At 73.0% G+C, this 25,662-nt stretch carries 20 protein-coding genes and 1 pseudogene; 11 read left to right on the top strand and 10 right to left on the bottom strand.

Annotated features, from left to right (window positions below):
* Positions 1–358: 358 nt before the first annotated feature.
* Together ACWDX7_RS17010 and ACWDX7_RS17005 are read left to right on the top strand one after the other, a co-directional pair.
* On the top strand, positions 359–1,621 hold the full coding sequence (locus ACWDX7_RS17010; RefSeq protein WP_451492431.1) for a glycoside hydrolase 5 family protein: 1,263 nt from the start codon (positions 359–361) through the stop codon (positions 1,619–1,621).
* A 24-nt stretch (positions 1,622–1,645) separates the two neighbouring features.
* Entirely contained in the window at positions 1,646–3,850 is a 2,205-nt protein-coding gene (locus ACWDX7_RS17005; protein WP_451492403.1) for an endo-beta-N-acetylglucosaminidase, read from the top strand.
* 16 nt (positions 3,851–3,866) lie between these two features.
* Here ACWDX7_RS17005 and ACWDX7_RS17000 read toward each other — a convergent pair whose 3' ends face one another.
* Positions 3,867–5,282 (bottom strand): ATP-binding protein, encoded by a 1,416-nt coding sequence (locus tag ACWDX7_RS17000; RefSeq protein ID WP_451492404.1) that lies wholly within the window; start codon positions 5,280–5,282, stop codon positions 3,867–3,869.
* Positions 5,283–5,293: 11 nt separating this feature from the next.
* Positions 5,294–6,010, bottom strand: coding sequence for a response regulator transcription factor (locus ACWDX7_RS16995; protein WP_451492405.1), 717 nt, complete (start codon positions 6,008–6,010; stop codon positions 5,294–5,296).
* 275 nt (positions 6,011–6,285) lie between these two features.
* Between ACWDX7_RS16995 and ACWDX7_RS16990 the strand changes: the two genes are divergently transcribed.
* From ACWDX7_RS16990 to ACWDX7_RS16970, 5 genes are all read left to right on the top strand, one after another.
* Positions 6,286–7,071 (top strand): amino acid ABC transporter ATP-binding protein, encoded by a 786-nt coding sequence (locus tag ACWDX7_RS16990; protein WP_451492406.1) that lies wholly within the window; start codon positions 6,286–6,288, stop codon positions 7,069–7,071.
* Positions 7,072–7,152: 81 nt separating this feature from the next.
* A complete protein-coding gene (locus ACWDX7_RS16985) occupies positions 7,153–7,977 on the top strand; it encodes a glutamate ABC transporter substrate-binding protein (protein WP_451492407.1) in 825 nt (274 codons plus the stop codon).
* Positions 7,978–8,060: 83 nt separating this feature from the next.
* Positions 8,061–8,735 carry an amino acid ABC transporter permease gene (locus ACWDX7_RS16980; protein WP_451492408.1) on the top strand — a complete coding sequence of 225 codons (675 nt, stop codon included), beginning with the start codon at positions 8,061–8,063 and terminating at the stop codon, positions 8,733–8,735.
* Positions 8,732–9,655: an amino acid ABC transporter permease gene (locus ACWDX7_RS16975; protein ID WP_451492409.1), complete on the top strand. Its 924-nt coding sequence runs from the start codon at positions 8,732–8,734 to the stop codon at positions 9,653–9,655. Before ACWDX7_RS16980 ends, ACWDX7_RS16975 begins: the two co-directional genes overlap by 4 nt.
* A gap of 251 nt (positions 9,656–9,906) precedes the next feature.
* Positions 9,907–11,502, top strand: a complete 1,596-nt coding sequence (locus tag ACWDX7_RS16970; RefSeq protein ID WP_451492410.1) for an FAD-dependent oxidoreductase — start codon at positions 9,907–9,909, stop codon at positions 11,500–11,502.
* A gap of 255 nt (positions 11,503–11,757) precedes the next feature.
* Here the strand turns inward: ACWDX7_RS16970 and recX are convergent.
* Positions 11,758–12,438: pseudogene (gene recX, locus ACWDX7_RS16965) on the bottom strand (recombination regulator RecX); the annotation flags it as partial.
* Complete coding sequence (recA, locus tag ACWDX7_RS16960) at positions 12,330–13,448, bottom strand: recombinase RecA (protein ID WP_451492411.1); 1,119 nt, start codon at positions 13,446–13,448, stop codon at positions 12,330–12,332. The pseudogene recX and the gene recA, both read right to left, overlap by 109 nt.
* Before the next feature lie 271 nt (positions 13,449–13,719).
* On the opposite strand from recA, the gene ACWDX7_RS16955 reads away from it, so the two are divergent.
* A complete protein-coding gene (locus tag ACWDX7_RS16955) occupies positions 13,720–14,499 on the top strand; it encodes a Clp protease N-terminal domain-containing protein (RefSeq protein ID WP_451492412.1) in 780 nt (259 codons plus the stop codon).
* On the opposite strand, the gene ACWDX7_RS16950 is transcribed toward ACWDX7_RS16955, so the two are convergent.
* The 5 genes from ACWDX7_RS16950 to ACWDX7_RS16930 all read right to left on the bottom strand — a co-directional run bounded on the left by ACWDX7_RS16950 (position 14,447) and on the right by ACWDX7_RS16930 (position 17,955).
* The gene (locus tag ACWDX7_RS16950) at positions 14,447–15,541 is read right to left on the bottom strand and encodes an AI-2E family transporter (RefSeq protein WP_451492432.1); all 1,095 of its coding nucleotides are present in this window, start codon (positions 15,539–15,541) and stop codon (positions 14,447–14,449) included. The two genes, ACWDX7_RS16955 and ACWDX7_RS16950, sit on opposite strands and share 53 nt — an antisense overlap.
* Positions 15,542–15,750: 209 nt before the next feature.
* A complete protein-coding gene (locus tag ACWDX7_RS16945) occupies positions 15,751–15,945 on the bottom strand; it encodes a DUF3046 domain-containing protein (protein ID WP_190186251.1) in 195 nt (64 codons plus the stop codon).
* A gap of 40 nt (positions 15,946–15,985) precedes the next feature.
* On the bottom strand, positions 15,986–16,294 hold the full coding sequence (locus tag ACWDX7_RS16940) for an AzlD domain-containing protein (RefSeq protein WP_451492413.1): 309 nt from the start codon (positions 16,292–16,294) through the stop codon (positions 15,986–15,988).
* Positions 16,291–17,004, bottom strand: a complete 714-nt coding sequence (locus ACWDX7_RS16935) for an AzlC family ABC transporter permease (protein WP_451492414.1) — start codon at positions 17,002–17,004, stop codon at positions 16,291–16,293. The genes ACWDX7_RS16940 and ACWDX7_RS16935 overlap by 4 nt, the downstream gene beginning before the upstream one ends.
* A 21-nt stretch (positions 17,005–17,025) precedes the next feature.
* Positions 17,026–17,955 carry an AraC family transcriptional regulator gene (locus ACWDX7_RS16930; RefSeq protein WP_451492415.1) on the bottom strand — a complete coding sequence of 310 codons (930 nt, stop codon included), beginning with the start codon at positions 17,953–17,955 and terminating at the stop codon, positions 17,026–17,028.
* 162 nt (positions 17,956–18,117) lie between these two features.
* On the opposite strand from ACWDX7_RS16930, the gene ACWDX7_RS16925 reads away from it, so the two are divergent.
* The 3 genes from ACWDX7_RS16925 (at position 18,118) to ACWDX7_RS16915 (ending at position 24,697) form a co-directional block, all read left to right on the top strand.
* Positions 18,118–22,722, top strand: coding sequence for a DEAD/DEAH box helicase (locus ACWDX7_RS16925; RefSeq protein ID WP_451492416.1), 4,605 nt, complete (start codon positions 18,118–18,120; stop codon positions 22,720–22,722).
* Between the two features lie 291 nt (positions 22,723–23,013).
* On the top strand, positions 23,014–23,850 hold the full coding sequence (locus ACWDX7_RS16920) for a DNA-formamidopyrimidine glycosylase family protein (protein WP_451492417.1): 837 nt from the start codon (positions 23,014–23,016) through the stop codon (positions 23,848–23,850).
* Between the two features lie 76 nt (positions 23,851–23,926).
* Positions 23,927–24,697: an SDR family NAD(P)-dependent oxidoreductase gene (locus ACWDX7_RS16915; RefSeq protein ID WP_451492418.1), complete on the top strand. Its 771-nt coding sequence runs from the start codon at positions 23,927–23,929 to the stop codon at positions 24,695–24,697.
* A 564-nt stretch (positions 24,698–25,261) separates the two neighbouring features.
* Here ACWDX7_RS16915 and ACWDX7_RS16910 read toward each other — a convergent pair.
* A complete protein-coding gene (locus tag ACWDX7_RS16910; protein ID WP_451492419.1) occupies positions 25,262–25,642 on the bottom strand; it encodes a helix-turn-helix domain-containing protein in 381 nt (126 codons plus the stop codon).
* Positions 25,643–25,662 lie beyond the last annotated feature (20 nt).

The raw sequence follows: 25,662 nt of genomic DNA, 5'->3' as shown, positions 1-25,662 counted from the left end.
CCGGGGCGGTTACCCCGCCGACACGGCCAACCCCCGCACGGCCGTTTTTCGGACGGTTTCGTGAACAGGCGGCAGGGGTGAGCGCCCTGACCGAGATACCACTGTCCCCTTTTCGCCCACTTCCTCATGTGCAGTCATTGCGCGAGGCCAGCTAAAGCGCATTAGCCCGCCTCAGCTTGAGACGCCCCATCCCTTCTGTCAACGCTGCTGAAGCGCATAAGTACCCGGACGTGGAAAGTCGCTGCTTTCACCGCCCCCACCGGAACCACCGGCAGCGGACGCCCTGTTGACTTCCCCCTCGGGCACGCGGGAGGTTGTGGGTCATCCGGTGAATTCCTCAGAACTCCAGGATCCCCTTATGCAGGACGAGGCCGCCTCCCGCCCGCTCCGCTTCGGCGCCAACTACACGCCGTCCCGCGGCTGGTTCCACCACTGGCTGGACTTCGACCTCGACGAGGCTAGAGCGGACCTGGACTCGATCGCCTCGCTCGGACTGGACCACATCCGCGTCTTCCCGCTGTGGCCGGTGTTCCAGCCGAACCGGACGCTGATCCGGCCGCGCGCCGTCGAACAGCTCGTCGCGCTCGCGGACGCGGCCGCCGAGCGCGGGCTCGACGTCCATGTGGACGGCCTGCAAGGGCATTTGTCGAGCTTCGACTTCCTGCCCGCCTGGATCAGGACCTGGCACCGGCGGAACGTCTTCAGCGACCCGGACGTCATCGCCGGCGAGGAGGAGTACCTGCGCACCCTCGCCGCCGCTCTCGCCGACCGGCCGAACTTCCTGGGCATGACCGTCGGCAACGAGATCAACCAGTTCTCCGGTCCCCCGCACCCCGACCCCGACCCGATCACCCGGGACCAGGCCGCCCGTTGGCTGGAGCGGATGCTCGCCGCCTGCGAGAAGGGCGCTCCGGGCCGGTTCCACCTGCACGCCGAGTACGACGCCGCCTGGTACCAGGACGGCCATCCGTTCACCGCGGACCAGGCGGCGCGGCTGGGCGCGGCCACCGCCGTGCATTCCTGGGTGTTCAACGGGACCGCCCAGAGCGGACCGACCGGCACGGCGACCGAGCACCACGCCGCGTACCTGATCGAGCTCTCCAAGGCCTGGGCCCGCGACCCGCACCGCCCCGTATGGCTCCAGGAGGTCGGCGCGCCCGCGCCGCTGATCGGGCCGGAGCAGGCGGCGCGGTTCACCGAAGCCACCGTGGAGAACGCCCTGGACTGCCCGGACCTGTGGGGTGTGACCTGGTGGTGCTCGCACGACGTATCCCGGGAGCTCGCGGACTTCCCGGAGCTGGAGTACGGCCTCGGCCTGCTCACCGACCGGCGCCGGGCCAAGCCGGCCGCAGCCGCCCTGGCCCGGATCGCGGCCCGGTGGCACGGCCGGGCGCACCGCCCGGCCGTACGGTCCACCGCGCTGGCCGTCGACGTCGGCGGGGCGCTGGCCGCGCCGCGGCGCTCGGTGTGCGCACCCGGCGGCGCGTTCTTCGAGGCCTGGGCGGCGCTCACCGCCGAGGGCGTCCGGCCGGCCGTGGTCCTCGCCGAGCGGGCCGAGGACCCCGCGCACCTTTCCGCCCGCGGCATCACCGAGGTGCTGCGCGTCCCCGAGGTCAGCTGACGCCCCCTTCCCGAGGAGCCCCGCATGTCCGAGACCGACCACGGCGCCGAACCCCGTACCGCCGCCCGTCCTCGCACCGCCGGCGCTCCCACCGCCCGCGCCCGCAGCGGTCCGGCGGCCCCCGGCCCGTCCCGGCGCGGGGTGCTCGCCGCCGGGGCGGGGGCGGGAGCCGCCGCCCTGCTGGGCGCCCCGGGCGCGAGCGCCTGCGCCGCCGAGGTGCCGCCGGCCGGGTCCACGAGCCCGGCCGACCTGGCCCCGTACGCCTCTTACTGGTTCCCGGACTCGCTCCCCGAGGGCGCCCCCGGCCCGGGCATCACCTGGCGCTCCCTCAAGCAGTGGACCCCCGAGAACGACCCCGACCTTGCCCACAACACCGCCAGCGTGCCGCTCGCGGAGCGGTTCACCCCGGTCCCGCCGCATCCGGACGCGCGCGCCGGGCAGGCCCGGATTGCCTCCCTCGTCTCCTTCGGGCCCACCGCCGGGAATCCGTCCCAGGGCTCCCCGACCGCCGACTACTACGCCCTCACGCACTGGGCGTACCTGGACGAGCTCGTCTTCTGGGGCGGCTCCGCGGGCGAGGGGATCGTGCTCGCCCCGAACGCGCCCGTGGTCGACGCCGCCCACCGCAACGGCGTCCGGGTCATGGGCAATGTGTTCCTGCCGCCCGTCCCCTACGGCGGTGATCTCCAGTGGACGCGGGACCTGGTCCAGCGTGATTCCCTCGGCCGCTTCCCGATCGCCGAGAAACTGGTGCGGGTGGCGTCGGCGTACGGCTTCGACGGATGGTTCGTCAACGCCGAGACGGAGGGCGGCGACAGTGGACTCGCCGCGCGGATGCGGGACTTCCTGCGGGCTCTGCGGGCTGCGGGGGAGCCGGAAGGGCTGCGGATCACCTGGTACGACGCCATGAACACCACCGGCCGGGTCGGCTGGCAGGGCGCCCTGAACGCGCTCAACCAGGAGTTCTTCGAGGACCGGGCGGGCAAGGTCGCGGACACCCTCTTCCTGGACTTCCGCTGGACCCCGCAGAAGCTTGAGTCCTCCGGCGCGCTCGCGGACCGGCTCGGGCGCAGCCGCCACGAGCTGTGGGCGGGCGTGGACGTGGAGTCCAAGGGGTGGGACAGTCCGGGGCGTTGGGACGCGATCATCCCGCGCGGCCGCGACCATGTCGTGAGCTACGGCTTCTACCGGCCCGAGTGGACCCGCAATCACCTCACCGACCGCTCCCCCGGCGCCTTCCACCACGCCGACGACCGGTTCTGGACGGGTGAGTCCCTGGATCCGGCCCGCCCCGCGCCCGAGGGGGGCGGCTGGCGGGCGCCCGCCACGGCCGTCGCCGACCGGTCCACGGTCACCGCCCTGCCGTTCGCCTGCGCCTTCAACACCGGGCACGGAGAGCGTTGGTACGAGGGCGGCCGGGTCACCTCCGACACCCCGTGGAACCACCTCGGCCTGCAGGACCGGCTGCCGGGCCGCCGGTGGGTCGTGGAGACCGCCGGGGAGCGCCCGGCCGTCGCCCTGGACTTCGCGAGGGCCTGGCGCGGCGGATCCAGTGTGCTCGTCGTGGGCCGGCTGACCGCGCCGGCCGCCGTCGGGCTGCACTCCACGCGGCTGCCGCTGGGCCGCTCCGCCGTCCTGGAGCTGGTGCACGCCACGGAGTCCGGCCCGGTCTCGGTCGAGGTCGGCGTGGCCACCCGCGAACCGGCGGCCCCGGGCGAGCCCGTCCCGTACGTCTGGCTGCCCGCCGAAACCCCGGGCACCGCAGCCGGAACGGGGGCCGGGAGGGGGGCCGGGCGGGGCTGGCGCACGACGCGGGTCGCCCTCGCGTCCCTGGCGGGCAGGACGGCGTACGGACTGGCCGTACGGATCACCGCGCGCGGGAAGCAGCCGGTGCGGTGGCGGCTCGGGGCCCTGTCGGTACGCGAAGCCGCCCACCAGCGGCGCCCGGCCCCGCCCACCGCGCTCAGGGTGGACGCCTCGGCCCGGCGGGACGACAGGTTCTGGCTCCGCCTGTCGTGGCGCCGGGCGGCCGGGCCGGTCCGCCATTACGAGCTGTCCCGGATCCTGCCCGACGGCTCGCGCCGCTTCCTCGGCGGCACCTGCGCCGCCGCCCTCTACGTCCCCGCCCTGCCCCGCGCCGGCCGGGAGCGGGAGGCCGCCTTCGAGGTCCGGGCCGTCGACGAGCTGTACGCGCTCTCGGCGGGAGCGCGCACCGCCCTGCCCTGGTAGGGGCGCGCAGCGACGGTCAGGAGGAGCCGTGGGGGGCGGTGCGCGGGACGGCCACCGTGACACGCAGCCCGTGCGGCGGGTTCGTCTCGTACGAGAGGGACCCGCCGCCGGCGGCGAGCAGGGCGCGGGAGATCGACAGGCCGAGTCCGGAACCCTTGACGTTCTGGTGGCGGCCGCTGCGCCAGAACCGGTCCCCCACGCGCAGCAGCTCCTCCTCGGTGAGGCCGGGCCCCCGGTCGGCGACGACGACGCGTACGGAGCGCCCTTCCGCGAGGACCGACACCTCGACCTCCTCACCGGCGGGGGTGAACTTGAGGGCGTTGTCGATGACGGCGTCGAGCGCGCTGGAGAGGGCGATGGGGTCGGCCCAGCCCGTGACGGCGGTGCGGCCCGTGCTGGTGAGCCGTACGCCCTTCTCCTCCGCGTACGGGCGCCAGGCGGCCACCCGCTCGGCGGCCAGCGCGCCGACGTCGGTGAGGCTGATCTCGGCGGATGCGTGCTCGGCCAGCGCCAGGTCGAGCAGGTCGTCCAGGACCTGTGTCAGGCGCTTGCCCTCGGTGCGCACGGAGGCGATCTCCTCGTTCCCCTCGGGCAGTTCGAGGGCGAGCAGTTCGATCCGCAGGAGTAGCGCGGCGAGCGGGTTGCGCAGTTGGTGGGAGGCGTCGGCGACGAACGCCCGCTGCTGCTCCAGTACCTCTTCGACGCTGTCGGCCATCTCGTTGAACGAGCGGGCCAGGCGCTGGAGTTCCGGGGGGCCGCCCGCGGCGGCGACGCGGGAGTTCATCCGCCCGGTGGCGATGCCGTGGGCCGCCACGTCCAGGGTCCGCACGGGCTTGAGCACCCAGCTGGTCAGGCGCAGGGCCGCACCGAAGGCCAGCAGCATGGCGGCGCTGAGCCCGCCCGCGATGATCAGCCAGCCCCGGAGGATGCGGCCCCGCATCTGGTCGGTGGGCGATTCGGTCGCGACGACGGCGACGACGTCCCCGTCGAGGACGACCGGGGAGGCGACGAGGAGCTTGCCGTCGCTCTGCCAGGGCCAGACCTGGGCGGGGTCGTGGCTGCGCCGCCCGGCGAGCGCCGCCTCGAAGGCGAGGCGGTCCTCGCCCGCCTCCGGCAGCTGCCACCAGCCGGGGGCCCGCTCCAGGGCGTTGTCATCGCGGTAGAAGATGCCGACGCGGATGCCGTACAGCTCCTGGTAGCGGGCGAGTTCGAGCCGGAGGGTCTCGCGGCGCTCGTCGGCGCCGGTGGATCCGGAGCCCTCCGCGTCGATGACGAACTGGGCGAGGGCGGCGAACCGGGCGCTGTCGTCGATCCGGTCGACCACCACGTGCTGCTGCTGCCCGGCGGCCAGGCTCACGGCGAGCGGGAAGCCGAGGGCGAGGAGCACGCCCGCCATGAGGACGACGAGCAGCGGGAGCAGCCGGGCGCGCACGACAGGGCCCGCTAGGGGGCGGCCGGGGTGACGAGCCGGTAGCCCACCCCGCGGACCGTCTCGATGAGCGCGGGCAGGCCCAGCTTGGAGCGCAGCGAGGCGACGTGGACCTCCAGGGTCCGCCCGGTCCCCTCCCAGCTGGTGCGCCAGACCTCGCTGATGATCTGCTCGCGGCGGAAGACCACGCCGGGGCGCTGCGCGAGCAGGGCCAGCAGGTCGAATTCCTTGCGGGTGAGGGGCACGTCGGCGCCGCCGACGCTGACCCGGCGGGTGGGCAGCTCGATGCTCACCGGTCCGAGCCGGACCACGGCGGGCGCACCGGTGCCGTTGGCGGCGGCCTCCTCGGAGGCGCCGGTGCGGCGGGCGACGGCGTGGATGCGGGCGAGGAGTTCGCCGGTGTCGTACGGCTTGACCACGTAGTCGTCGGCGCCCATGTTCAGGCCGTGGATGCGGGAGCGGACGTCGGCCCGCGCGGTCACCATGATGACGGGCGTGGCGGTGCGCTTGCGGATCTTGCCGCACACCTCGTAGCCGTCCTGGTCGGGCAGGCCGAGGTCGAGCAGGATCACACCGTAGGGAGAAACGCAGGGCGGGGATCCGGCGGGCAGCAGTGCCTGGAGGGCCTCTTCGCCGCTGCGGGCGTGGGTCACCTGGAAGCCGTGCCGGGCTAGGATCGCGGACAGGGCGGCGGCGACGTGGTCGTCGTCCTCGACGAGCAGCAGCCTCATGGCGTCCCCCTCTCCTCTTCGTCCTCTTCGGCTTCCGTACAGATGACCACCCTGCATCCACGCCGATGCGGACTCCCACGTCAAGGGGGTTCCGGTCCGACGGCGCTTCCGTTATGCACCCGGTACGAGTGGATGGGGAGCGGCGCGGGCGTGCGCACGGAGGGTATCCGGTTGAGGCCGTATCGTTATGCTCAATTCTCCCTCAGATGTGATGACGTTGTGCGCATGTCGTCACTACTGTCCTCCCAACCGACGGAGGACGGAGCAAGAAGCCGATGAGCGGAGTATCAGTGGCCAAGGACGTGCAGGAAGCGGCCGGTGCCGCGGACGACCTGGTCGTACTGAGCAACGTCAACAAGCACTTCGGCGCGCTGCACGTGCTTCAGGACATCGATCTGAGCATCGCCCGCGGTGAGGTCGTCGTCGTGATCGGTCCTTCGGGATCGGGCAAGTCGACGCTGTGCCGGACCATCAACCGCCTGGAGACGATCGACTCGGGCACCATCACGCTCGACGGGAAGCCGCTGCCGGCCGAGGGCAAGGAACTGGCCAGGCTGCGCGCCGACGTGGGCATGGTGTTCCAGTCGTTCAACCTCTTCGCGCACAAGACGGTGCTCCAGAACGTCATGCTGGGTCAGCTCAAGGTCCGCAAGATGGACCAGGCCGCCGCCCTGGAGAAGGCCAAGTCGCTGCTGGACCGGGTGGGGGTCGGCTCACAGGCCGACAAGTACCCGGCGCAGCTCTCGGGAGGCCAGCAGCAGCGCGTGGCGATCGCCCGCGCGCTGGCGATGGACCCGAAGGTGATGCTCTTCGACGAGCCCACCTCGGCGCTCGACCCGGAGATGATCAATGAGGTGCTGGAGGTCATGCAGCAGCTCGCCCGGGAGGGGATGACCATGGTGGTCGTCACGCACGAGATGGGCTTCGCCCGCTCGGCCGCCAACCGGGTCGTCTTCATGGCCGACGGCAAGATCGTCGAAGAGGCCACGCCCGAGCAGTTCTTCAGCAACCCCCGCAGTGACCGCGCCAAGGACTTCCTGTCGAAGATCCTGCACCACTGACGGTTTCGTCTGGTAGTGATCCGGTCGACGGAGCATGTCCCGCTCGTCGCTCAACCACGTCTCACCCGAGGGAAGTTCACCATGAAGGTTTCCAAGGCCGGTGCGGCCGCGGCCATCGCCGCCACCCTTGCCCTGACCGCGACCGCCTGCGGCGGCGGATCGAACGGCGACCAGAAGGACAAGGTCGTCATCGGCATCAAGTTCGACCAGCCGGGTGTGGGCCTCAAGACCCCCGACGGCAAGTACACGGGCTTCGACGTCGACGTGGCGACCTACGTGGCCAAGGAGCTCGGCTACGAGCCCGGTCAGATCGAGTTCAAGCAGGCGGTCAGCTCGGAGCGCGAGAACCTCATCTCCAACGGCGACGTCAAGTTCATCGTCGCCAGCTACTCGATCAACGAGAAGCGCAAGGAGAAGGTCGACTTCGCCGGCCCGTACTTCCTCGCGCACCAGGACCTGCTGGTCCGCGCCGATGACACCAGCATCACCAAGGCCGAGGACCTGAACAAGAAGAAGCTCTGCTCGGTCGCCGGCTCGACCTCGGCGCAGAACGTCAAGAACAAGCTGGCCCCGGAGGCCGACCTCAAGGAGGAGCAGGGCTACTCCGAGTGCCTGACCGGGCTGGAGAACAAGTCCCTCGACGCGCTGACCACGGACAACTCGATCCTGGCCGGTTACGCGGCGCAGGAGAACAACAAGGGCAAGTTCAAGCTGGTCGGGCTGAACCTGAGCAACGAGAACTACGGCATCGGCCTGAAGAAGGGCGACACCGAGCTCCAGACGAAGATCAATGCCGCGCTCAAGAAGATGGTCTCGGACGGCTCCTGGGAGGCGGCCGTGAAGAAGAACTTCGGGCCGGCCGACTTCAAGAGCGAGCCTGCGCCGCAGATCACCGAAGGCAGCTGATTTCCCGGTGAGGTGCCTCGCCGCCCGCCTGCCGTGGGCGGCGCCGCACCTCACCGGCCATCTTGGGGAGAGCGCAGGGCAACGTGTTCGACTTTCTTGATTCCGGGCAGTACGACCTGCTCGGAGCCTTCTGGGTGACGGTTCAGCTCACCCTCTACTCGGCGGCCGGATCCCTCATATGGGGAACCATCCTGGTCGGGCTGCGGGTCAGCCCGGTCCCGCTGCTCCGCGGCTTCGCCACGGCCTACGTCAACATGGTGCGCAACACCCCGCTGACGGTCCTGATCATCGCTTGCTCGCTGGGCCTCAGCCAGACCCTCGGCATGAACATGGGCGGCGAGACCTTCAAGGAGACCGGCTTCCGGCTGGCGGTCTTCGGACTGAGCGCCTACACCGGCACCTTCGTCTGCGAGGCCCTGCGCTCGGGCATCAACACCGTGCCCGTCGGCCAGGCCGAGGCGGCCCGCGCCCTGGGGCTGAGCTTCTTCCAGGTGCTCAGCCTGATCGTGCTCCCCCAGGCCTTCCGGGCGGTGGTCGCGCCGCTCACGAACGTACTGATCGCACTCACCAAGAACACCACGGTGGCGGCGGCCATCGGCGTGGCCGAGGCGGCCCTGCTGATGAAGGAAATGGTCGAGAACGAGGCGGACGCGCTCTTCGCCGTCTTCGGCGTCTTCGCCCTCGGCTTCTGTCTGCTGACCCTGCCCACCGGCCTGCTGCTGGGCTGGGTGGCCAAGCGAGTGGCGGTGAAGCGATGACCTCCGTGCTGTACGACACCCCGGGCCCCAAGGCCAAGGCCCGCAACTGGGTCTACAGCGGCGTCTTCCTCGTCCTGTTCGGACTCGGTCTGTGGTGGATCCTGTCCGTGATGGCTGAGAAGAGCCAGCTCGACGCCGACAAGTGGACCCCCTTCGTCACCGACGGCAAGATCTGGACCACCTTCCTGATCCCCGGCCTGCTGGAGACCCTCAAGGCCGGCGCGATCGCCATGGTGATCGCGATCCCGCTGGGCGCGCTGTTCGGCATCGGCCGCCTCTCCGACCACGCCTGGGTGCGGGTCCCGGTCGGCGCCGTGGTCGAGTTCTTCCGCGCCATCCCGGTTCTGATGCTGATGCTGTTCGGCTCGGCCTTCTACGTACAGTTCACCAGCGTCTCCTCTGATGTCCGGCCGCTGTACGCGGTGGTCACCGGCCTGGTCCTCTACAACGCCGCCGTCATCGCCGAGATCGTCCGGGCGGGTGTGCTGTCCCTGCCCTCCGGCCAGACCGACGCGGCCAAGGCGATCGGCATGCGCAAGGGCCAGACCATGGTCCACGTGCTGATCCCGCAGGCCGTCACGGCGATGCTGCCGGCGCTGGTCAGCCAGCTCGTGGTGATCCTCAAGGACACGGCGCTGGGCGGCGCGGTGCTCGGCCTGGCCGAACTGATGTCGATGAACCGGCAGATCTCGGCCAACTACAGCAACACCATCGCGACTCTCGTCGTGATCGCGCTGCTCTTCATCGCGGTCAACTTCGCCCTCACCACCTTCGCCTCCTGGCTGGAGGGCCGACTGCGCACGTCGAGGAAGAGCACCGGCGCGACGGTCGCGATCTCGGAGATGGAAGACGTGGCCGGCGGCACGGCGAACCCGCCCGCGGGCACGACGAACCCGCCCGGCGGCCCTGACCGGGAATGATCCCGCCGCCGTGCGGCCGCCGCGAGGTCCCGTCCTCCCCGGCGGGCCCGCCCGGCCTCCCGGTCCGAGGTTCCCGCCCGAGGTCCCGATAGGCCTGACGTACGGTCAGTCGTAGTGTGTGGCACGTGTGGTGCGGCGGAGCTCTTGCGCCGCACCACACGGCGTTGTCCGGACCGGCGTCACTTGACGCAGGCACCTCCAGTGGGTTGCATACGTTCTGTGATCACATACCGGACATCGGGAGCCGCATCATGGACCCGGTGATCGTCGTCGGCGCGGGCCCCGTCGGACTGTCCCTGTCCCTCGCCCTCGCCGGCCAGGGCGTGCCCTCCCTCGTGCTCGACGAAGGACCCGGCAAGGAGGAGCCCCGGCCCGCCCGTACGGTCGTCCTGCACGCCGACACGGCGGCCATGCTGCACCGGCTGGGCTGTACGACGCTGCGCGACGAGGGCGCGTACTTCGCCGCCTGGCGCACCGTGCGGCGACGGCAGCCCACGCGGCGGATCACCTTCGAGGACCATCCCGCGCCCCTGCACCTGCCGCAGCACGCCCTGACGCGCGGACTGCGCGAAGCGGCCGCCACGCACCCGCTGGTCCAGCTGATCACCGACAGCCACCTGGACGCTCTTGAGCAGGACGGCCACGGGGTCACCGCCCACACCCGGGGCGCCGAGACCACCTGGTGGCGCGGAAGCCACCTGGTCGGCTGCGACGGCGCCCGCTCCACCGTGCGCAAACTGCTCGGCATCCGCTTTCCCGGCCGCACCGCCGTGGAACGGCACGCCGTGGCCGCGCTGCGCACCGAACTGCCATGGCCCGGCGAGGCCTTGCTGCACCGCGGCCCGGCGGACGGACCCTCCGAGGTCACCGCGCGCCCGCTGCCCGACGGGGTGTGGCGGCTCGACTGGCTGCTTGCGCCGCGCGGGGACCTGGTGACCCCCGACCTGCTGGTGACCCTCATCCGCGACAGCCTGGCGACGTGGTGCGGGGGCACGACGCCCCCGTACGACCTCCTCGACACCGGCGTCCACACCCTCCACCACCGCCTCGCCCGCCGCTGGCGCGACGGCCGCGCCTTCCTGGCCGGGGACGCCGCCCACCTGCTGGGCGCGGTCGGCACCCAGGGCGTGGAGGAGGGGCTGCGAGACGCCGAGAACCTGGCGTGGAAGCTGTCCCTCGCCTGGCACCAAGGGGCTTCCGAGGCCCTGCTCGACAGCTACGAGAGCGAGCGGCGCACCGCGGTCGCGGCCCGGCTGCGCGCGGCCGACCAGGCGGTGCCCGTCCTGCGCGGCGGGGGCGGGATCCGGGGCTACCTGCCCGGAGCCGGCCGCAGCGGTGAACTCATGCTCACCGACGGGCACCTCGGGCGGGGACCGCTGGGCGCGGAGCCGGTCTACGCCCCGCCGGTGGCCGTAGGTGAAGTCCCGACGGCTACGGAGCCGGGCGGTCCGGTGGCGAACGTACCGGTGACCGCGCCCGACGGGTCGACCGTCCCGCTGCGCGACCTGCTGGGCCGCGGCCGGCTGCTGGTGGTCCTGGTCGCTCCAGGTACCGGGGTCTGGGACCGGCGCCACTGGCTCGGTGCAGGCCTGATGCCCCGCCTCGCGGCGGCCGTGAGCGCCCTGCCGGTGCGCGCGGACCTCCTGGTGGCGGACGCCTACCCCGGAGCCCCGGCGCACACCGTGCTCCTCGTCAGGCCGGACGGGCACCTGACGGCGACCTTCGCGGGGGTCCGCCCCGCGGAGCTGTACGAGGCGGCGGACGCGGTCCGCGCGGGCGCACCGGCATCACGGGAGGCCGCGCCGGCGCCCTCGCCTTCCCCGGCACCGACCGCGGCGATCGACTGACCGTGGCTGCGCCGCTCATTCCGGTGGTCCTCGGTTCTGGCCGCCGGGATGGTCACCCGGGCTGCGGCGCCGGGTGCGGAGGGATTGCCGGCGGCGTCCTCGGCCCGGACGGTGAAGACGTAGGGGGTCTGCGGGGTGAGGCCGGTGACGCTGGCTGGACCCGCCGGCCGACGGGCGCGCACGCGGGTGGCTTTCCGCAGCTCTTCGCCCGGGACGCGGACGGCAGCCGGATCGGTTGACCGTCCCCCGGGAAGGTCAGCCCCCGAGGCCGCCCAGGTCGTCGGCGTCCTCGCCCTCCGCCTCCAGCGCGCGGCGGACCACCCGCAGGGCCATGCCCTCCGGGTAACCCTTGCGCGCGAGCATCCCCGCGAGGCGCCGGATCCGCTTCTCCCGCTCCAGGCCCCGGGTGGCGCGGAGCTTGCGCTCCACGAGCTCCCGGGCGGTCTGCTCCTCCTGCTCCGGGTCCAGATGCTCCAGCGCCTCCTGGACGAGGGTGGTGTGCACCCCCTTGGTCCGCAGCTCCTGGGCGAGCGCCCGGCGGGCCAGGCCCCGGCCGCGGTGCCGGGACTCGACCCAGGCCCCGGCGAAAGCGGCGTCATCGATCAGGCCCACCTCCTCGTACCGGGAGAGGACCTGCTGCGACACCTCCTCGGGGATGCCCCGCTTGGCGAGGGCGTCCGCGAGCTGCCGCCGGGTGCGGGGCATCCCGGTGAGCAGGCGCAGGCAGATGGCCCGCGCCTGCTCCTCGGGGCTCTGGGGCGGCAGCTCGGGCCGGCCTTCGCGGCCGCCCCGCCTCTCACCGCCGCCCCTTTCCTGCTCCCGCACGGTCAGCTCTTGGCCACGGCGGCCTTGGCCGTCGTCTTGGCCTTCGAAGCCGGGGCGGGCACGGCCGCGGCGTCGGCGGGCGCGCCCGCCGCCTCGGCACCGGACTCGCCGGCAGCGGCGTCCTTGCGGACCCCCACGCCCAGCTTCTCCTTGATCTTCCGCTCGATCTCGTCGGACAGGGCGGGGTTGTCGCAGAGGAACTTCCGCGCGTTCTCCTTGCCCTGGCCGAGCTGATCGCCCTCGTACGTGTACCAGGCACCGGCCTTGCGCACGAAGCCGTGCTCGACGCCCATGTCGATCAGGCCGCCCTCGCGGCTGATGCCGTGGCCGTAGAGGATGTCGAACTCGGCCTGCTTGAAGGGCGGCGCGACCTTGTTCTTGACGACCTTGACGCGCGTGCGGTTGCCGACCGCGTCCGTACCGTCCTTGAGCGTCTCGATGCGGCGGATGTCGAGGCGTACGGAGGCGTAGAACTTCAGCGCGCGGCCACCGGTGGTGGTCTCCGGCGAGCCGAACATCACACCGATCTTCTCGCGGAGCTGGTTGATGAAGATCGCGGTGGTCTTGGACTGGTTGAGCGCGCCGGTGATCTTCCGGAGTGCCTGGCTCATCAGGCGGGCCTGGAGACCCACGTGCGAGTCGCCCATCTCGCCCTCGATCTCCGCGCGCGGCACCAGGGCCGCCACCGAGTCGATGACGATCAGGTCGAGGGCACCGGAGCGGACGAGCATGTCCACGATCTCCAGCGCCTGCTCACCCGTGTCGGGCTGGGACAGGATGAGGTTGTCGGTGTCGACGCCGAGCGCCTTCGCGTACTCGGGGTCGAGCGCGTGCTCCGCGTCCACGAAGGCGACGGTGCCGCCGGCCTTCTGCGCGTTGGCCACGGCGTGCAGGGTCAAGGTGGTCTTACCGGAGGACTCCGGTCCGTACACCTCGATCACACGGCCGCGGGGCAGCCCGCCGACGCCAAGGGCGATGTCCAGTGCGGTCGACCCGGTAGGGATGACCTCGATGGGGTCGTTCGGCTTGTCGCCGAGGCGCATGACCGCACCCTTGCCGAATTGCCGTTCAATCTGTGCGAGAGCGGCGTCGAGAGCCTTCTCGCGGTCGGTGCCTGCCATGGGTTCCACCCGGTTTGCTTGAGTCGATCGCTTCACGCCATTGACGCTAATGCCTGCCACTGACAATGCGCCCCACGACCGGTTCGGCTGTGGATAACTCATCAGAATGGATGTTCGATTTCCCTGTCAAGCGCGCCACGCCCCACCCACCGGGCCACCCGCTGGCGCGGCGCCCGGACACCCCTTTCCCCCACTCCCGAGGAAGCAGATCCGGCGCGCGAGTGACAACCCAGAGTTGACGCTCGCCCGACTGTCAACCTAGGGTTGCATCATGACGAACCCCTCGACGGAACCCGTTCGCATGACCGTCCCGGTACGCCTCGACGACCTCATCGAGGCCATCAAGAAGGTCCACCCCGACACCCTGGAGCAGCTCAGCGGGGCCGTCGTGGCCGCCGAGCACCTCGGGGACGTGGCCGACCACCTCATCGGCCACTTCGTCGACCAGGCCCGCCGCTCCGGTGCCTCCTGGACCGACATCGGCCGCAGCATGGGCGTCACCCGGCAGGCTGCCCAGAAGCGCTTCGTCCCCAAGGCCGACAAGGGTGACAAGATCGGCGACAAGGGCGAGGGCGCGCTCGATCCCAGCCAGGGCTTCGGCCGCTTCACCCCCCGCGCCCGCAACGTCGTCATGGCCGCGCAGAACGAGGCCCGCGCGGCCGGCGGCACCGAGATCCGCACCGAGCACCTGGCGCTGGGCCTGCTGGCCGAGCCCGAGGGCTTCGCGGCGCTCGCCCTGCGCGCCCAGGGCATCCCGGCGCAGGACGTACGCGCCGCCGCCCTCGCGGCCCTGCCCCCGGCGCAGCCCGACGTCCCCGACCTCATCCCCTTCGACGCCTCCGCGAAGAAGGCCCTGGAGCTCACCTTCCGCGAGGCCCTGCGCCTGGGCCACGACTACGTCGGCACCGAGCACGTCCTGCTCGCGCTCCTGGAGCTGGAGAACGGCGAGGGGCTCCTCAGCGGCCTCGGCGTGGACAAGGCCGCCGTCGAGGCCACCGTCACCGAAGCCCTGGCAGCCGTACTCGGCGCCACGGACGACGCCCGGCCGTAGAGGCGTGCGCGTCCTCCGTCAGCTCGTACCGCTTCACGTACGCGCCGAGGAACGCCTGGAGCGTGGCGACGGCCGGGATCGCGATGAGCGCCCCGACCGCGCCCAGCAGGGCGGTGCCCGCGACGACCGAGCCGAAGGCCACCGCCGGATGGATGTCCACGGTCTTCGAGGTCAGCTTGGGCTGGAGGACGTAGTTCTCGAACTGCTGGTAGACCACGACGAACCCCAGGACGTACAGCGCGTACCAGGGGCTGACCGTGAAGGCGATCAGCATCGGCAGCGCGCCCGCGAGATAGGTGCCGATGGTCGGGATGAACTGGGACACCAGCCCCACCCACACCGCGAGCGCCGGCGCGTACGGCACGCCGAGGACGGCCAGCAGGATGTAGTGGGCGGCGCCGGAGATCAGCGCCATCAGCCCGCGCGAGTACAGGTAGCCGCCCGTTTTGACGACGGCGATCTCCCAGGCGCGCAGCACCTCGGACTGCTTGGCGGGCGGCAGTACGGAGCACAGCGCGCGCCGCAGCCGCGGCCCGTCGGCGGCGAAGTAGAAGGAGAACAGCGCGATCGTCAGCAGCTTGAACAGTCCGCCGAGCACGGTGGCGGACACGTCGAGCACGCCCGTCGCGCCGCTCTGCACGTAACTCTGCAGCCAGTCGGACTGCAGCAGGCTCTCCTGGATCTGCACCCGGGACACATCGGTGCCGAAGGTGCGGTTGAGGGAGACGATCACCGAGTCGAGGTAGCGCGGGAAGCTCCCCACCATGTCGACGATCTGTCCGGCGAGCATCGAGCCGAGCAGGACGACGAAGCCGGCGCTCGCGACGAAGACCAGCAGGAACACCAGGAAGGTGGCCAGCCCGCGGCGCATGCCGCGAGCGGCCATCCGGGAGACGGCCGGTTCGATCGCGAGCGCGAGGAAGAACGCGATCAGGATGTTGACCAGCAGCCCGATCAGCTGGTGGAAGGCCCAGCTGCCGAGCTGGAAGCAGCCGACGAGGGCCAGTACGAGGACCACTGCGCGCGGCAGCCAGGGCGGCATGCGGGCCGCGTCCCCGGCCGCGGCGGCGCGGTCGGCGGGCGGACCGCCCGCGGGCGGTCCGGCGGGCCCGGACCGTGCGGGTGCGGACGGTGCGGGTCCGGGCGGTGCGGTCTCGGGCCGGTCGTTCGTCTCATCGGTGGCTGCCACGCGGTCAAGTCTGGCTCACCAGCGGCCCGTACCGCGAAGCAGCGGCTCCGCCGGGCGGAACCTCAGCGGAGCGAGGCCGGTACGTCCATGGCCGAGCACACCGCGCGCCACACGTCCTTGGCCTCCCAGCCCGCTTCCAGCGCCTGGTGGACGGTCCGGCCGCCCAGCTCCGTCATGACGTGGTCCCGTGCGAAGGAGTCCGCGTAGGCGGCGCCGAAGTACTCCGCCATCCGCTCCCAGAAAATCGTCAGCCGCATGCCTCCAGTATCCCGCCCCGCGAAGCGTCCCGGCCCGGCGCTACCCGCCCAGGGCCCGTACGCCCGCGGTGACCAGCACCGCCGCGGCGACGACCACCAGGAACGGGGCGCGCAGCAGCAGTGCCACCCCGGCGGCGGCGAGCCCGGCGGCGCGGGCGTCCAGTACGAGACCGTGCCCGGTGCTGAAGGTCTGCTGGGCGGTGAGCGCGGCGAGCAGCGCCACCGGCAGCAGGGCGGCGAGCTGGCGCACCAGCGGCCGTTCCAGCGCGCCGGCCGGTACGAGCAGCCCGGCGAGCTTGACGGCGTAGCAGCCGACGGCGGTGAGCCCGATGGCGATCCAGACGTTCACGAGCGGCGTCCCTTCATCCACAGCACGGCGGGCGCGGCGAGCGCGGCGATCAGTACGGGCACTCCGGCGGGCAGCACGGGCAGGAAGCCGAGTCCCAGGACGAGCGCGAGGGCGGCGACCGCCCGCTCGGTGGAGGTCTTCAGCATCGGCGCGAGCAGGGCCAGGAACACGGCGGGCCCGGCGGCGTCCAGCCCCCATGCCGCGGTGTCGCCGATGGCCTCCGCGCCGAGCGCGCCCAGCAGGGTGGTGAGGTTCCACAGCACGTAGAGGCTCAGTCCGGTGACGGCGAAGCCGAGCCGGGCCGCCTTGCGGTCGGGCTGGGCCAGCGCCACGGCGGTCGTCTCGTCGATCACCCAGTGCGCCGCGAAGGGCCGCACCGCGCGCGGGAGCGCGAGCAGCTGGGACAGCCGCAGTCCGTAGAAGGCGTTGCGCGTGCCGAGGAAGAAGGCGCCGGCGGCGGCCGTGAAGGGGTTCCCGCCCGCCGCGACCGCTCCGACCAGGGCGAACTGCGAGGCTCCGGTGAAGACGAGCAGGCTCAGTACGCAGGCCTGCGCCACGCTGATGCCCGAGCCTGCCGCGGTCACCCCGAAGGCGAACCCGGACAGCCCGACGGCCACCCCTACCCCGAGCGCGTCCCGCACCACGGCGCGCGGCGGCGCGCCCGTGGTCCGCCATATGCCCGGCTCTTGCTTCGCTGGCTCCGTGACCATGTGTTCTCCCACGTCCCGAAGCTATCGGGGGCGGTCGGGAGCGGTCTTGTACGTTCTTGCGGGCCCGCGCCGACGCGCCGTCGGCGGCGCCGGGGGCGCGTCCGCTGCCGAGCCGGCGGTCCGCGCGCGCCGGTAGGCGCCCGGCGGCACGCCCACGATGCGCGTGAAGTGCCGGTTCAGGTGGGGCTGGTCGGTGAAGCCCACGGCGACGGCCGCCTCCGCCGGCGCGGTGCCCGCGTCCAGCAGGCGGCGCGCCCGCCGGACGCGGGCGTCGGTCAGCCAGGCGTGCGGCGGCATGCCGTACCGCTCGCGGAAGGCCCGCAGCAGGGCGAACGGGCTCGTCCCGAGCCCCGCGGCCAGCTGTCCCAGCGACGGCGGATCGGCCATCCGCTCTTCCAGTACGGCCCGGGCCGCCGCCGCATCGGCGGCGGCCGCGCCGAGCACCGTACGGGCGGGCAGCGGACCGGCGTGCCGCTCCAGCAGCCGCGCCACCGCCCCTCGCAGCAGCGTGTCGGCGGCCAGCGCGTTCCCGGCCTCGGCGGCCCGGTGCACTTCGGTGATCGCGTGCGCGGCCTGCGGGTCGGCCACCAGGTCGGCGGTGAAGCCGGGGGTTCCGCGCAGCGTGCCGATCTCGGCGGCGACCTCGGCGATCAGCTCCCGTGAGGGGTAGAGGGTGGCGTACGCCCAGCCCTCCGGGACTCCGGCCCGGGCGGTGTGCGCGACCTCGGGGTTGATCAGGGTGACGCTCCCCGGCCCGGCCCGCACCGTCCCGCCCGGCAGTCCGATCTCCTCGATGCCTCGCGTGACGGCCGCGATGACGTAGCCGTCGTGTGCGTGGCGCGGGAAGGTGTGGCGTACGTAGTGGGCGCGGAGCAGGTCCAGCCCGGGCAGCTCCGCGTACTGCCAGTGCCGCGCCCACTCCCGGCCGCGCCCGCCGCCGTCCGTCCCCATCCCCCCATTCTGCGCCCCGTCCCGCGCCCCTTCGCGCCCCGTTCCGCGCCCCCTGCCCCGCCCCGTTCCGCGCGTCGTGCCGCGCCTCGTGCCGCGCCCCGTCCGACAGGGGTGTCCTCGCAGGTCCGGCCCGTTGTCAGTGCCGGGGTGCACGATGGGGGCATGGCCGGCTCCGCGCTCGAATCGTTCTCCCCCGCGACCCGCTCCTGGTTCACGGGGGCCTTCCGTACGCCCACCTCCGCGCAGGAGGGCGCCTGGGAGGCCATCCGCGAGGGCTCCGACGTGCTCGTGGTGGCGCCCACCGGCTCCGGCAAGACCCTGGCCGCCTTCCTCGCCGCCCTCGACCGGCTGGCCTCCAGCCCGCCGCCGGCGGAGCTGAAGAAGCGCTGCCGCGTGCTGTACGTATCCCCCCTGAAAGCCCTCGCGGTCGATGTGGAACGCAATCTGCGCAGCCCGCTGACCGGGATCCGGCAGGAGTCCGTCCGCCTCGGGCTGACCGAGCCGGAGATCCGGGTGGGGATCCGCTCCGGAGACACCCCGCCCGCCGAGCGGCGCTCGCTCGCCACCCGTCCGCCGGACATCCTCATCACGACCCCCGAGTCCTTGTTCCTGATGCTGACCTCCGCGGCGCGGGACGCCCTCACCGGCGTCGAGACGGTGATCCTGGACGAGGTGCACGCGGTCGCCGGCACCAAGCGCGGCGCCCACCTCGCCCTCTCCCTGGAGCGGCTCGACGAGCTGCTGCCGCGCCCGGCGCGCCGGATCGGGCTGTCCGCGACGGTCCGGCCGGTGGACGAGGTGGCCCGCTACCTCGCGCCGCGCGGCAAGGTGACGATCGTCCAGCCGCCCTCGGACAAGGAGTTCGACCTGTCGGTGGTCGTACCGGTGCAGGACATGGGCGAGCTGGGCGGCTCCCCCGCCACCGAAGGCCGCGAGGGCGGCGACAAGCCGTCGATCTGGCCGCATGTGGAAGAGCGCATCGCCGATCTGGTGCAGGCACACCGCTCCACGATCGTGTTCGCCAACTCCCGGCGCCTCGCCGAGCGGCTGTGCAACCGGCTCAATGAGATCGCGTACGAGCGGGCCGTGGGCGAGAAGCTGCCGGAGGGATCGCCGCCGGCGGAGATCATGGCCCAGTCGGGGGCCGCGCAGGGCGCCCCGCCCCTGCTGGCCCGCGCGCACCACGGCTCGGTCTCCAAGGAGCAGCGGGCGCTCGTGGAGGAGGACCTGAAGGCGGGCCGGCTGCCCGCCGTGGTCGCCACCTCCAGCCTGGAGCTGGGCATCGACATGGGCGCGGTGGACCTGGTCGTGCAGGTGGAGTCCCCGCCCTCGGTGGCCTCCGGGCTCCAGCGGGTGGGCCGGGCCGGGCACCAGGTGGGCGCGGTCTCCACGGGCGTGGTCTTCCCCAAGTACCGCGGTGACCTGGTGCAGGCGGCCGTGGTCACCGAGCGGATGCGGAGCGGTTCGATCGAATCCCTGCGGATCCCCTCGAACCCGCTGGACGTCCTGGCGCAGCAGCTCGTCGCGATGGTCTCGATGGACACCTGGCAGCTGGACGAGCTGCTGGCCCTGGTGCGGCGGGCGGCGTCCTTCGCGGCGCTGCCGGAATCCGCGTTCACGGCGGTGCTGGACATGCTGGCGGGCCGCTATCCGTCGGACGCGTTCGCCGAGCTGAGACCGCGGGTCGTCTGGGACCGCGTCGCGGGCACCATCACGGGCCGGCCGGGCGCCCAGCGCCTCGCGGTCACCTCCGGCGGCACCATCCCGGACCGCGGGCTGTTCGGCGTCTTCCTCGCCGGCTCCGACCCGAAGAAGGGCGGCGGCCGCGTCGGCGAGCTCGATGAGGAGATGGTCTACGAATCCCGGGTCGGGGACGTCTTCACCCTCGGCACCAGTTCCTGGCGGATCGTGGACATCACCCGGGACCGCGTCCTGGTCACCCCCGCGCCCGGGGTGCCGGGGCGGCTGCCGTTCTGGAAGGGGGACCAGCTGGGCCGCCCGCTCGAACTGGGCCGCGCCGTCGGCGCGTTCCTGCGCGAGCTGAGCGGCCTGACCGAGGAGGACGCCCGGCTGCGGCTGCTCGCCGCCGGCCTGGACGCCTGGGCTTCGGACAATGTCCTGGCGTACCTCGCGGAGCAGCGGGAGGCCTGCGGCCACGTACCGGACGACCGGACCATCGTCGTGGAGCGGTTCCGCGACGAGCTCGGCGACTGGCGGGTCGTCGTCCACTCCCCCTTCGGCGCCCAGGTGCACGCCCCGTGGGCGCTGGCCCTCGGAGCCCGCCTCGCCGAGCGGTACGGGATGGACGCGCAGGTGATGCACGCCGATGACGGCATCGTGCTGCGCCTCCCGGACGCCGACCTGCTGAGCATGGACCTCCTCGACCAGGCCGCGCCCCGCCAAGACCTCGGGGGCGCACCGGGTTTCGAGTTCGATGACGAGCAGGCGCCTCTGGGCGCGGCCGATGTCGCCTTCGACCACGGCGACATCAACCAGATCGTCACCGACCAGATCGGCGGCTCGGCCCTCTTCGCCTCCCGCTTCCGCGAGTGCGCGGCCCGCGCCCTGCTGCTGCCGCGCCGCAATCCGGGCAAGCGCACGCCGCTGTGGCAGCAGCGTCAGCGTGCCTCCCAACTCCTCCAGGTGGCCTCGGAGTTCGGTTCCTTCCCGATCGTGCTGGAAGCCGTACGGGAATGCCTCCAGGACGTCTTCGACGTCCCCGGCCTGACCGAGCTCATGGGCGACATCGAGGCGCGCCGCGTCCGCCTCGTGGAGGTCACCACCCCCGAGCCCTCCCCCTTCGCCCGCTCCCTCCTCTTCGGGTACGTCGCGCAGTTCCTCTACGAGGGCGACTCGCCGCTTGCCGAGCGGAGGGCGGCGGCGCTCTCGCTGGACTCCCGCCTGCTCGCGGAGCTGCTCGGCCAGGCGGAGCTGCGCGAGCTGCTCGACGCGGAGGTACTGGAGGAGCTGGAGCGCGAGCTCCAGTGGCTGACCGAGGACCGCCGGGCCAAGGACATCGAGTCCGCGGCCGATCTGCTGCGCCTGCTGGGCCCGCTGACGGAGTCCCAGCTGGCCGAGCGAGGGGCGGATCCCTCCTGGGTGCGGGAACTGTCCGCGGCCCGCCGTGCCATCCGGGTGCGGATCGGCGGCGAGGACCACTGGGCGGCGATCGAGGACGCGGGCCGGCTGCGGGACGCACTGGGCACCGCACTGCCGGTCGGAGTCCCGGAGGCGTTCACGGAGCCGGTGAAGGACCCGCTGGGCGACCTCCTGGCCCGGTACGCGCGCACGCACGGCCCGTTCACCACGGCCGTGGTGGCCGCCCGCTTCGGCCTGGGCACGGCCGTCACCGACGGAGCCCTGCACCGGCTCGCGGCAGCCGGGCGGGTGGTCCAGGGCGAGTTCCATCCCGCGGGCATCGGCCAGGAGTGGTGCGACGCGGCGGTGCTGCGCAGACTCCGCCGCCGTTCGCTGGCCGCGCTGCGGCAGGAACTGGAACCGGTTCCGCCGGCTTCGCTGGCCACCTTCCTGCCGCAGTGGCAGCACGTGGGCGGAGCCCTGCGCGGCATCGACGGCCTGGCCCGTGCGGTCGAGCAGCTCCAAGGCGCCCCCGTCCCGGCCTCGGCGCTGGAGCGCCTGATCCTCCCCTCGCGCGTGGCCGGCTACTCGCCGGGCATGCTGGACGAACTGACGACGACCGGCGAGGTGGTCTGGGCGGGCGCCGGAGCCCTCCCGGGCAAGGACGGCTGGATCTCCCTCTACCTGGCGGACGCCGCCCAGCTGCTCCTCCCCCCGGTGCACCCCCTGGAGCTCACTCCCCTCCACCAGGCGCTGCTGGACGCCCTGGCGGGGGGTTACGGCCTGTTCTTCCGCCAGCTCACGCAGGCGGTCCGCGAGCGGTGGCCGGAGGCCACCGACGTGGAGCTGTCGGAGGCGGTGTGGGACCTGGCCTGGTCGGGCCGCCTCACGAACGACACCCTGGCGCCGCTGCGGTCCCTGTTGGGCTCGGGCCGTACGGCGGGGGCTACGGCCCACCGGGCGCGGCGCACCGTCCCCCGCGGCCGGTACGGCACGCTGAGCTCCACCGTGTCCCGCACCGGCCCGCCCACGGTCTCCGGTCGCTGGTCCCTCCTGCCGGCGCAGGCCCCCGACCCCACCCACCGGGCCCACGCCCTGGCCCGCACTCTGCTGGACCGGCACGGGGTGGTCACCCGGGGCGCGGTGGCGGCGGAGGGGGTGGAGGGCGGTTTCAGCGCGGTCTACCGCGTGCTGTCGGCCTTCGAGGACAGCGGACAGGCCCGTCGGGGCTATGTGGTCGAGGGACTGGGCGCGGCCCAGTTCGCCATGGACGGCGCGGTGGACCGGCTCCGGGCGGCCGAGCGGACCCCGCCGCCGCTGGAGGCCGTGGTCCTGGCCGCCGCCGACCCGGCGAACGCGTACGGCGCCGCTCTGCCCTGGCCGGAAGCTCCCGCCGGGGCCAGCCACAAGCCCGGCCGCAAGGCGGGCTCCCTGGTGGTCCTGGTGGACGGTGAGCTCACCCTCTACCTGGAGCGCGGCGGCAAGACCCTCCTGGCCTGGCCAACGCCGGAAGACCCCCGCCTCACAGCGGCCACGGCAGCCCTGGCGGCGGCCTCCCGCGCGGGCACCCTCCCCTCCCTCACGGTGGAACGCATCAACGCCGCCCCGGCCCTGACCTCCCCCTTCGGCCCCCCGCTCGAATCGGCAGGCTTCCACGCCACCCCCCGCGGCCTCCGCCTCCGCCCATAACCCCGGCCCGGCGCGACCCCAACCCCATCTGCGCGGCTCAACCCCGCGGGCCCGCCACCTGTGCCACCCAAACCCACTCCCCGGCCCCGGCCCCACCCCATACCTCCCCGCCCCGACACCAACCCCAGCCCGCCGGCGTTTGAGGCGCGGGGCCCGGGGCGGAGCCCCAGAGGGGTGCAGGGCGCAGCCCTCGGCGGGGGACGGGGCCGCAGGCCCCGGTTTCGGGAAGGGGCGGGGTGGGGGCAGGCCCGCGCAGCGCCCCGGACACCCCGCGGGAGCGACAATGGCGGTATGCCCGAAGGAGACAGCGTCTGGCGAGCCGCCGCCCGCCTCCACACCGCCCTCGCCGGCAAGCCCCTCACCCGCAGCGACCTCCGCGTCCCCCGCTTCGCCACCGCCGACCTCACCGGCCGCACCACCCTCGACGTCACCCCCCGCGGCAAACACCTCCTCGCCCGCTTCGAGGGCGGCCTCACCCTGCACAGCCACCTCCGCATGGACGGCGCCTGGCGCGTCTTCGCCACCGGCCAGCGCTGGCACGGCGGCCCCACCCACGAGATCCGGGCCATCCTCGGCACCGCCGAGCACACCGCCGTGGGCTACCGCCTCCCCGTCCTGGAGCTGCTCCGCACCGCCGACGAGGAGCGGGTCGTGGGCCACCTCGGTCCGGACCTGCTCGGCCCGGACTGGGATCCCGACCTCGCTGCCGCCAACCTCCTCGCCGCGCCCGCCCGCCCCCTCGGCGAGGCCCTGCTCGACCAGCGCAACCTCGCGGGGATCGGCAACATCTACAAGGCCGAGCTCTGCTTCCTCGCCCAGGTCACCCCGTGGACCCCGGTCGGCGCGCTCCCGGAAGCCACTCTCCCCCGCCTGGCCGCTGCGGCCCACCGCCTCCTGGCCGCGAACATCGACGGCAGCACGGACACCACCGGCACCACCGGCAACCCCACCCCCCGCGACGCCGAGCGCCGCAACACCACCGGCATCCGCCGCCCCGGCCGGAACCTCTTCGTCTACGGCCGCGCCCACCGCCCCTGCCTGCGCTGCGGCACCCCCGTCCGCGAAGCCCCCCAGGACGACCGCCCCACCTACTGGTGCCCCCGCTGCCAAACGGGCCCCACCCCCTGACCCCACGCGGGACGACGCAGTACCTAAGCGAAAATCAAGAATTGACGCCCCGTCAGAACACCCGTACCGTCCCGGCATGCCCTCACCCACAGCCCCGTACGACCTCACCGGCCGCACCGCCCTGGTCACCGGAGCCGCGAGCGGCATAGGCCGAGCCACCGCCCTGCTCCTCGCCGCGGCCGGCGCCGCCCTGCACTGCGCGGACCGCGACGAGCAGGGCCTCGCCGAGACGGCGGCGCTCGTGACCCGGGCCGGCGGCGCCGCCACGGTGCACGCGCTCGACGTCACCGACCGAGCCGCTCTGCGGGCCGCCGTCGACGCCGCCGGCCCCCTGGACATCACCGCCGCCATCGCCGGGATCATGCACACCAGCAGCGTGCTGGAGACGACCGACGAGGACCTGGACCGAGTCCTGGACGTCAACTTCAAGGGCGTCCTGCGCACCTGCCAGGAAGCCACCCGTTCCATGATTGAGGCCGGCCGGGACGGCTCGATCATCACGATGGCCTCCGGCGCCGTGGACGCCGCCCAGCCCGGCCTGCTCTGCTACAGCGCCGCCAAGGCCGCCGTCGTCCAGCTGACCAGGACCCTCGCCACCGAGGCGGGCCCGCGCGGCATCCGCGTCAACGCCGTCGCGCCGGGCTGGATCCGTGCGCCGATGACCAGCCGCCGCGGCATCGAGGCCCAGGAGCGGACGGAGGCGGTGATGACGCGCATGGCCCCCCTGCGCCGGGTCGGCGAGCCCGAGGACATCGCCCACGCCGTGCTCTACCTGGCCTCGAAGGCCTCGTCCTTCATGACGGGGCAGATCCTTCGCCCGAACGGCGGAGTCGCGATGCCCTGGTAACCCCGCCCGCCCCCGAATCCAACGGGTCCAACGAGTCCAACGGGCCCGGCGGGTCCAACCGGCCCGGCGGGTCCCCGCGGCTTCCGCCCCGGCTGCCGGCCGCCAATCGCCGTGCCCGCCGCACCGGCTCCGGCACGCAGTGCACCGGCAGCAGTCCCAGTCCCCACCCGCTCACGGCCACGGCGCCCTCCACGGGTCCGGACTGCGCCGGCGCGAGCGCCAGCCTCAGCACGGCCCACCACCACACCACCCCCGCCGCCACGGCAAGGGGTATCAGTAACCGCCGCACGGCTACCTCCAGGGGCCGGGACACGGACCGCCCCATCTTCCCGCACCCCTCTCGCCCCCGCACCCACAACGGCCCGTCACGGGCCCGCGTACGGGAGGGCGCCCCACCCGGCGCCGCGCCGCGCACAGCAAGAAGCCCCAGCCGGTGCTTCACGCACCACCCGGGGCTCCGGCAAGCTCACAAGTTCACACGCACGAGCTCATACCCACCAGCTCACACACAAACGCACACGCACGAACTCACGCACTCATCCTCACGGACTCAATCACGCTCAATCACGCGGCTACGACATTCACCGCTTCCGCAGGCGCCTTGATGGTCACCCGCTCCGGCCCACCAGTGACCGAAGCCATGGAGACCGAATTGAGCATCGGGCGGACCGGCGCGGGCACCGGTTCCCCGGCCGCGGCCGACTGTGCCAGCTCCGCCAGCGACAGTTCGTCACTGACCTCGCGCATCAGCTCGGACATCCGTACGTCCAACGCGTCGCAGATCGCGGAGAGCAACTCGGAGGATGCCTCCTTCTGCCCCCGCTCCACCTCGGAGAGATAGCCGAGCGAAACTCGGGCCGACGAGGAGACTTCGCGCAGAGTACGGCCCTGGCGCTGGCGCTGCCGACGCAGCACGTCACCCAGCAGGCGACGGAGCAGAATCATCGGTGGCTCCCTCCTCTGAC

The sequence above is a fragment of the Streptomyces sp. NPDC003034 genome (assembly GCF_053591375.1).
Note: the sequence above shows the minus strand (reverse complement) of the source record. Positions and strands in the feature narration are given on the sequence as shown.

Bases quoted from the DNA above. Each gene is read 5' to 3' on its own strand.
- ACWDX7_RS17010 (WP_451492431.1), top strand. From the start codon at position 359: ATGCAGGACGAGGCCGCCTCCCGCCCGCTCCGCTTCGGCGCCAACTAC.
- ACWDX7_RS17005 (WP_451492403.1), top strand. From the start codon at position 1,646: ATGTCCGAGACCGACCACGGCGCCGAACCCCGTACCGCCGCCCGTCCT.
- ACWDX7_RS16995 (WP_451492405.1), bottom strand. From the start codon at position 6,010: ATGAGGCTGCTGCTCGTCGAGGACGACGACCACGTCGCCGCCGCCCTG.
- ACWDX7_RS16990 (WP_451492406.1), top strand. From the start codon at position 6,286: ATGAGCGGAGTATCAGTGGCCAAGGACGTGCAGGAAGCGGCCGGTGCC.
- ACWDX7_RS16985 (WP_451492407.1), top strand. From the start codon at position 7,153: ATGAAGGTTTCCAAGGCCGGTGCGGCCGCGGCCATCGCCGCCACCCTT.
- ACWDX7_RS16975 (WP_451492409.1), top strand. From the start codon at position 8,732: ATGACCTCCGTGCTGTACGACACCCCGGGCCCCAAGGCCAAGGCCCGC.
- ACWDX7_RS16970 (WP_451492410.1), top strand. From the start codon at position 9,907: ATGGACCCGGTGATCGTCGTCGGCGCGGGCCCCGTCGGACTGTCCCTG.
- recA (WP_451492411.1), bottom strand. From the start codon at position 13,448: ATGGCAGGCACCGACCGCGAGAAGGCTCTCGACGCCGCTCTCGCACAG.
- ACWDX7_RS16955 (WP_451492412.1), top strand. From the start codon at position 13,720: ATGACGAACCCCTCGACGGAACCCGTTCGCATGACCGTCCCGGTACGC.
- ACWDX7_RS16950 (WP_451492432.1), bottom strand. From the start codon at position 15,541: ATGCCGCCCTGGCTGCCGCGCGCAGTGGTCCTCGTACTGGCCCTCGTC.
- ACWDX7_RS16945 (WP_190186251.1), bottom strand. From the start codon at position 15,945: ATGCGGCTGACGATTTTCTGGGAGCGGATGGCGGAGTACTTCGGCGCC.
- ACWDX7_RS16935 (WP_451492414.1), bottom strand. From the start codon at position 17,004: ATGGTCACGGAGCCAGCGAAGCAAGAGCCGGGCATATGGCGGACCACG.
- ACWDX7_RS16930 (WP_451492415.1), bottom strand. From the start codon at position 17,955: ATGGGGACGGACGGCGGCGGGCGCGGCCGGGAGTGGGCGCGGCACTGG.
- ACWDX7_RS16925 (WP_451492416.1), top strand. From the start codon at position 18,118: ATGGCCGGCTCCGCGCTCGAATCGTTCTCCCCCGCGACCCGCTCCTGG.
- ACWDX7_RS16920 (WP_451492417.1), top strand. From the start codon at position 23,014: ATGCCCGAAGGAGACAGCGTCTGGCGAGCCGCCGCCCGCCTCCACACC.
- ACWDX7_RS16915 (WP_451492418.1), top strand. From the start codon at position 23,927: ATGCCCTCACCCACAGCCCCGTACGACCTCACCGGCCGCACCGCCCTG.
- ACWDX7_RS16910 (WP_451492419.1), bottom strand. From the start codon at position 25,642: ATGATTCTGCTCCGTCGCCTGCTGGGTGACGTGCTGCGTCGGCAGCGC.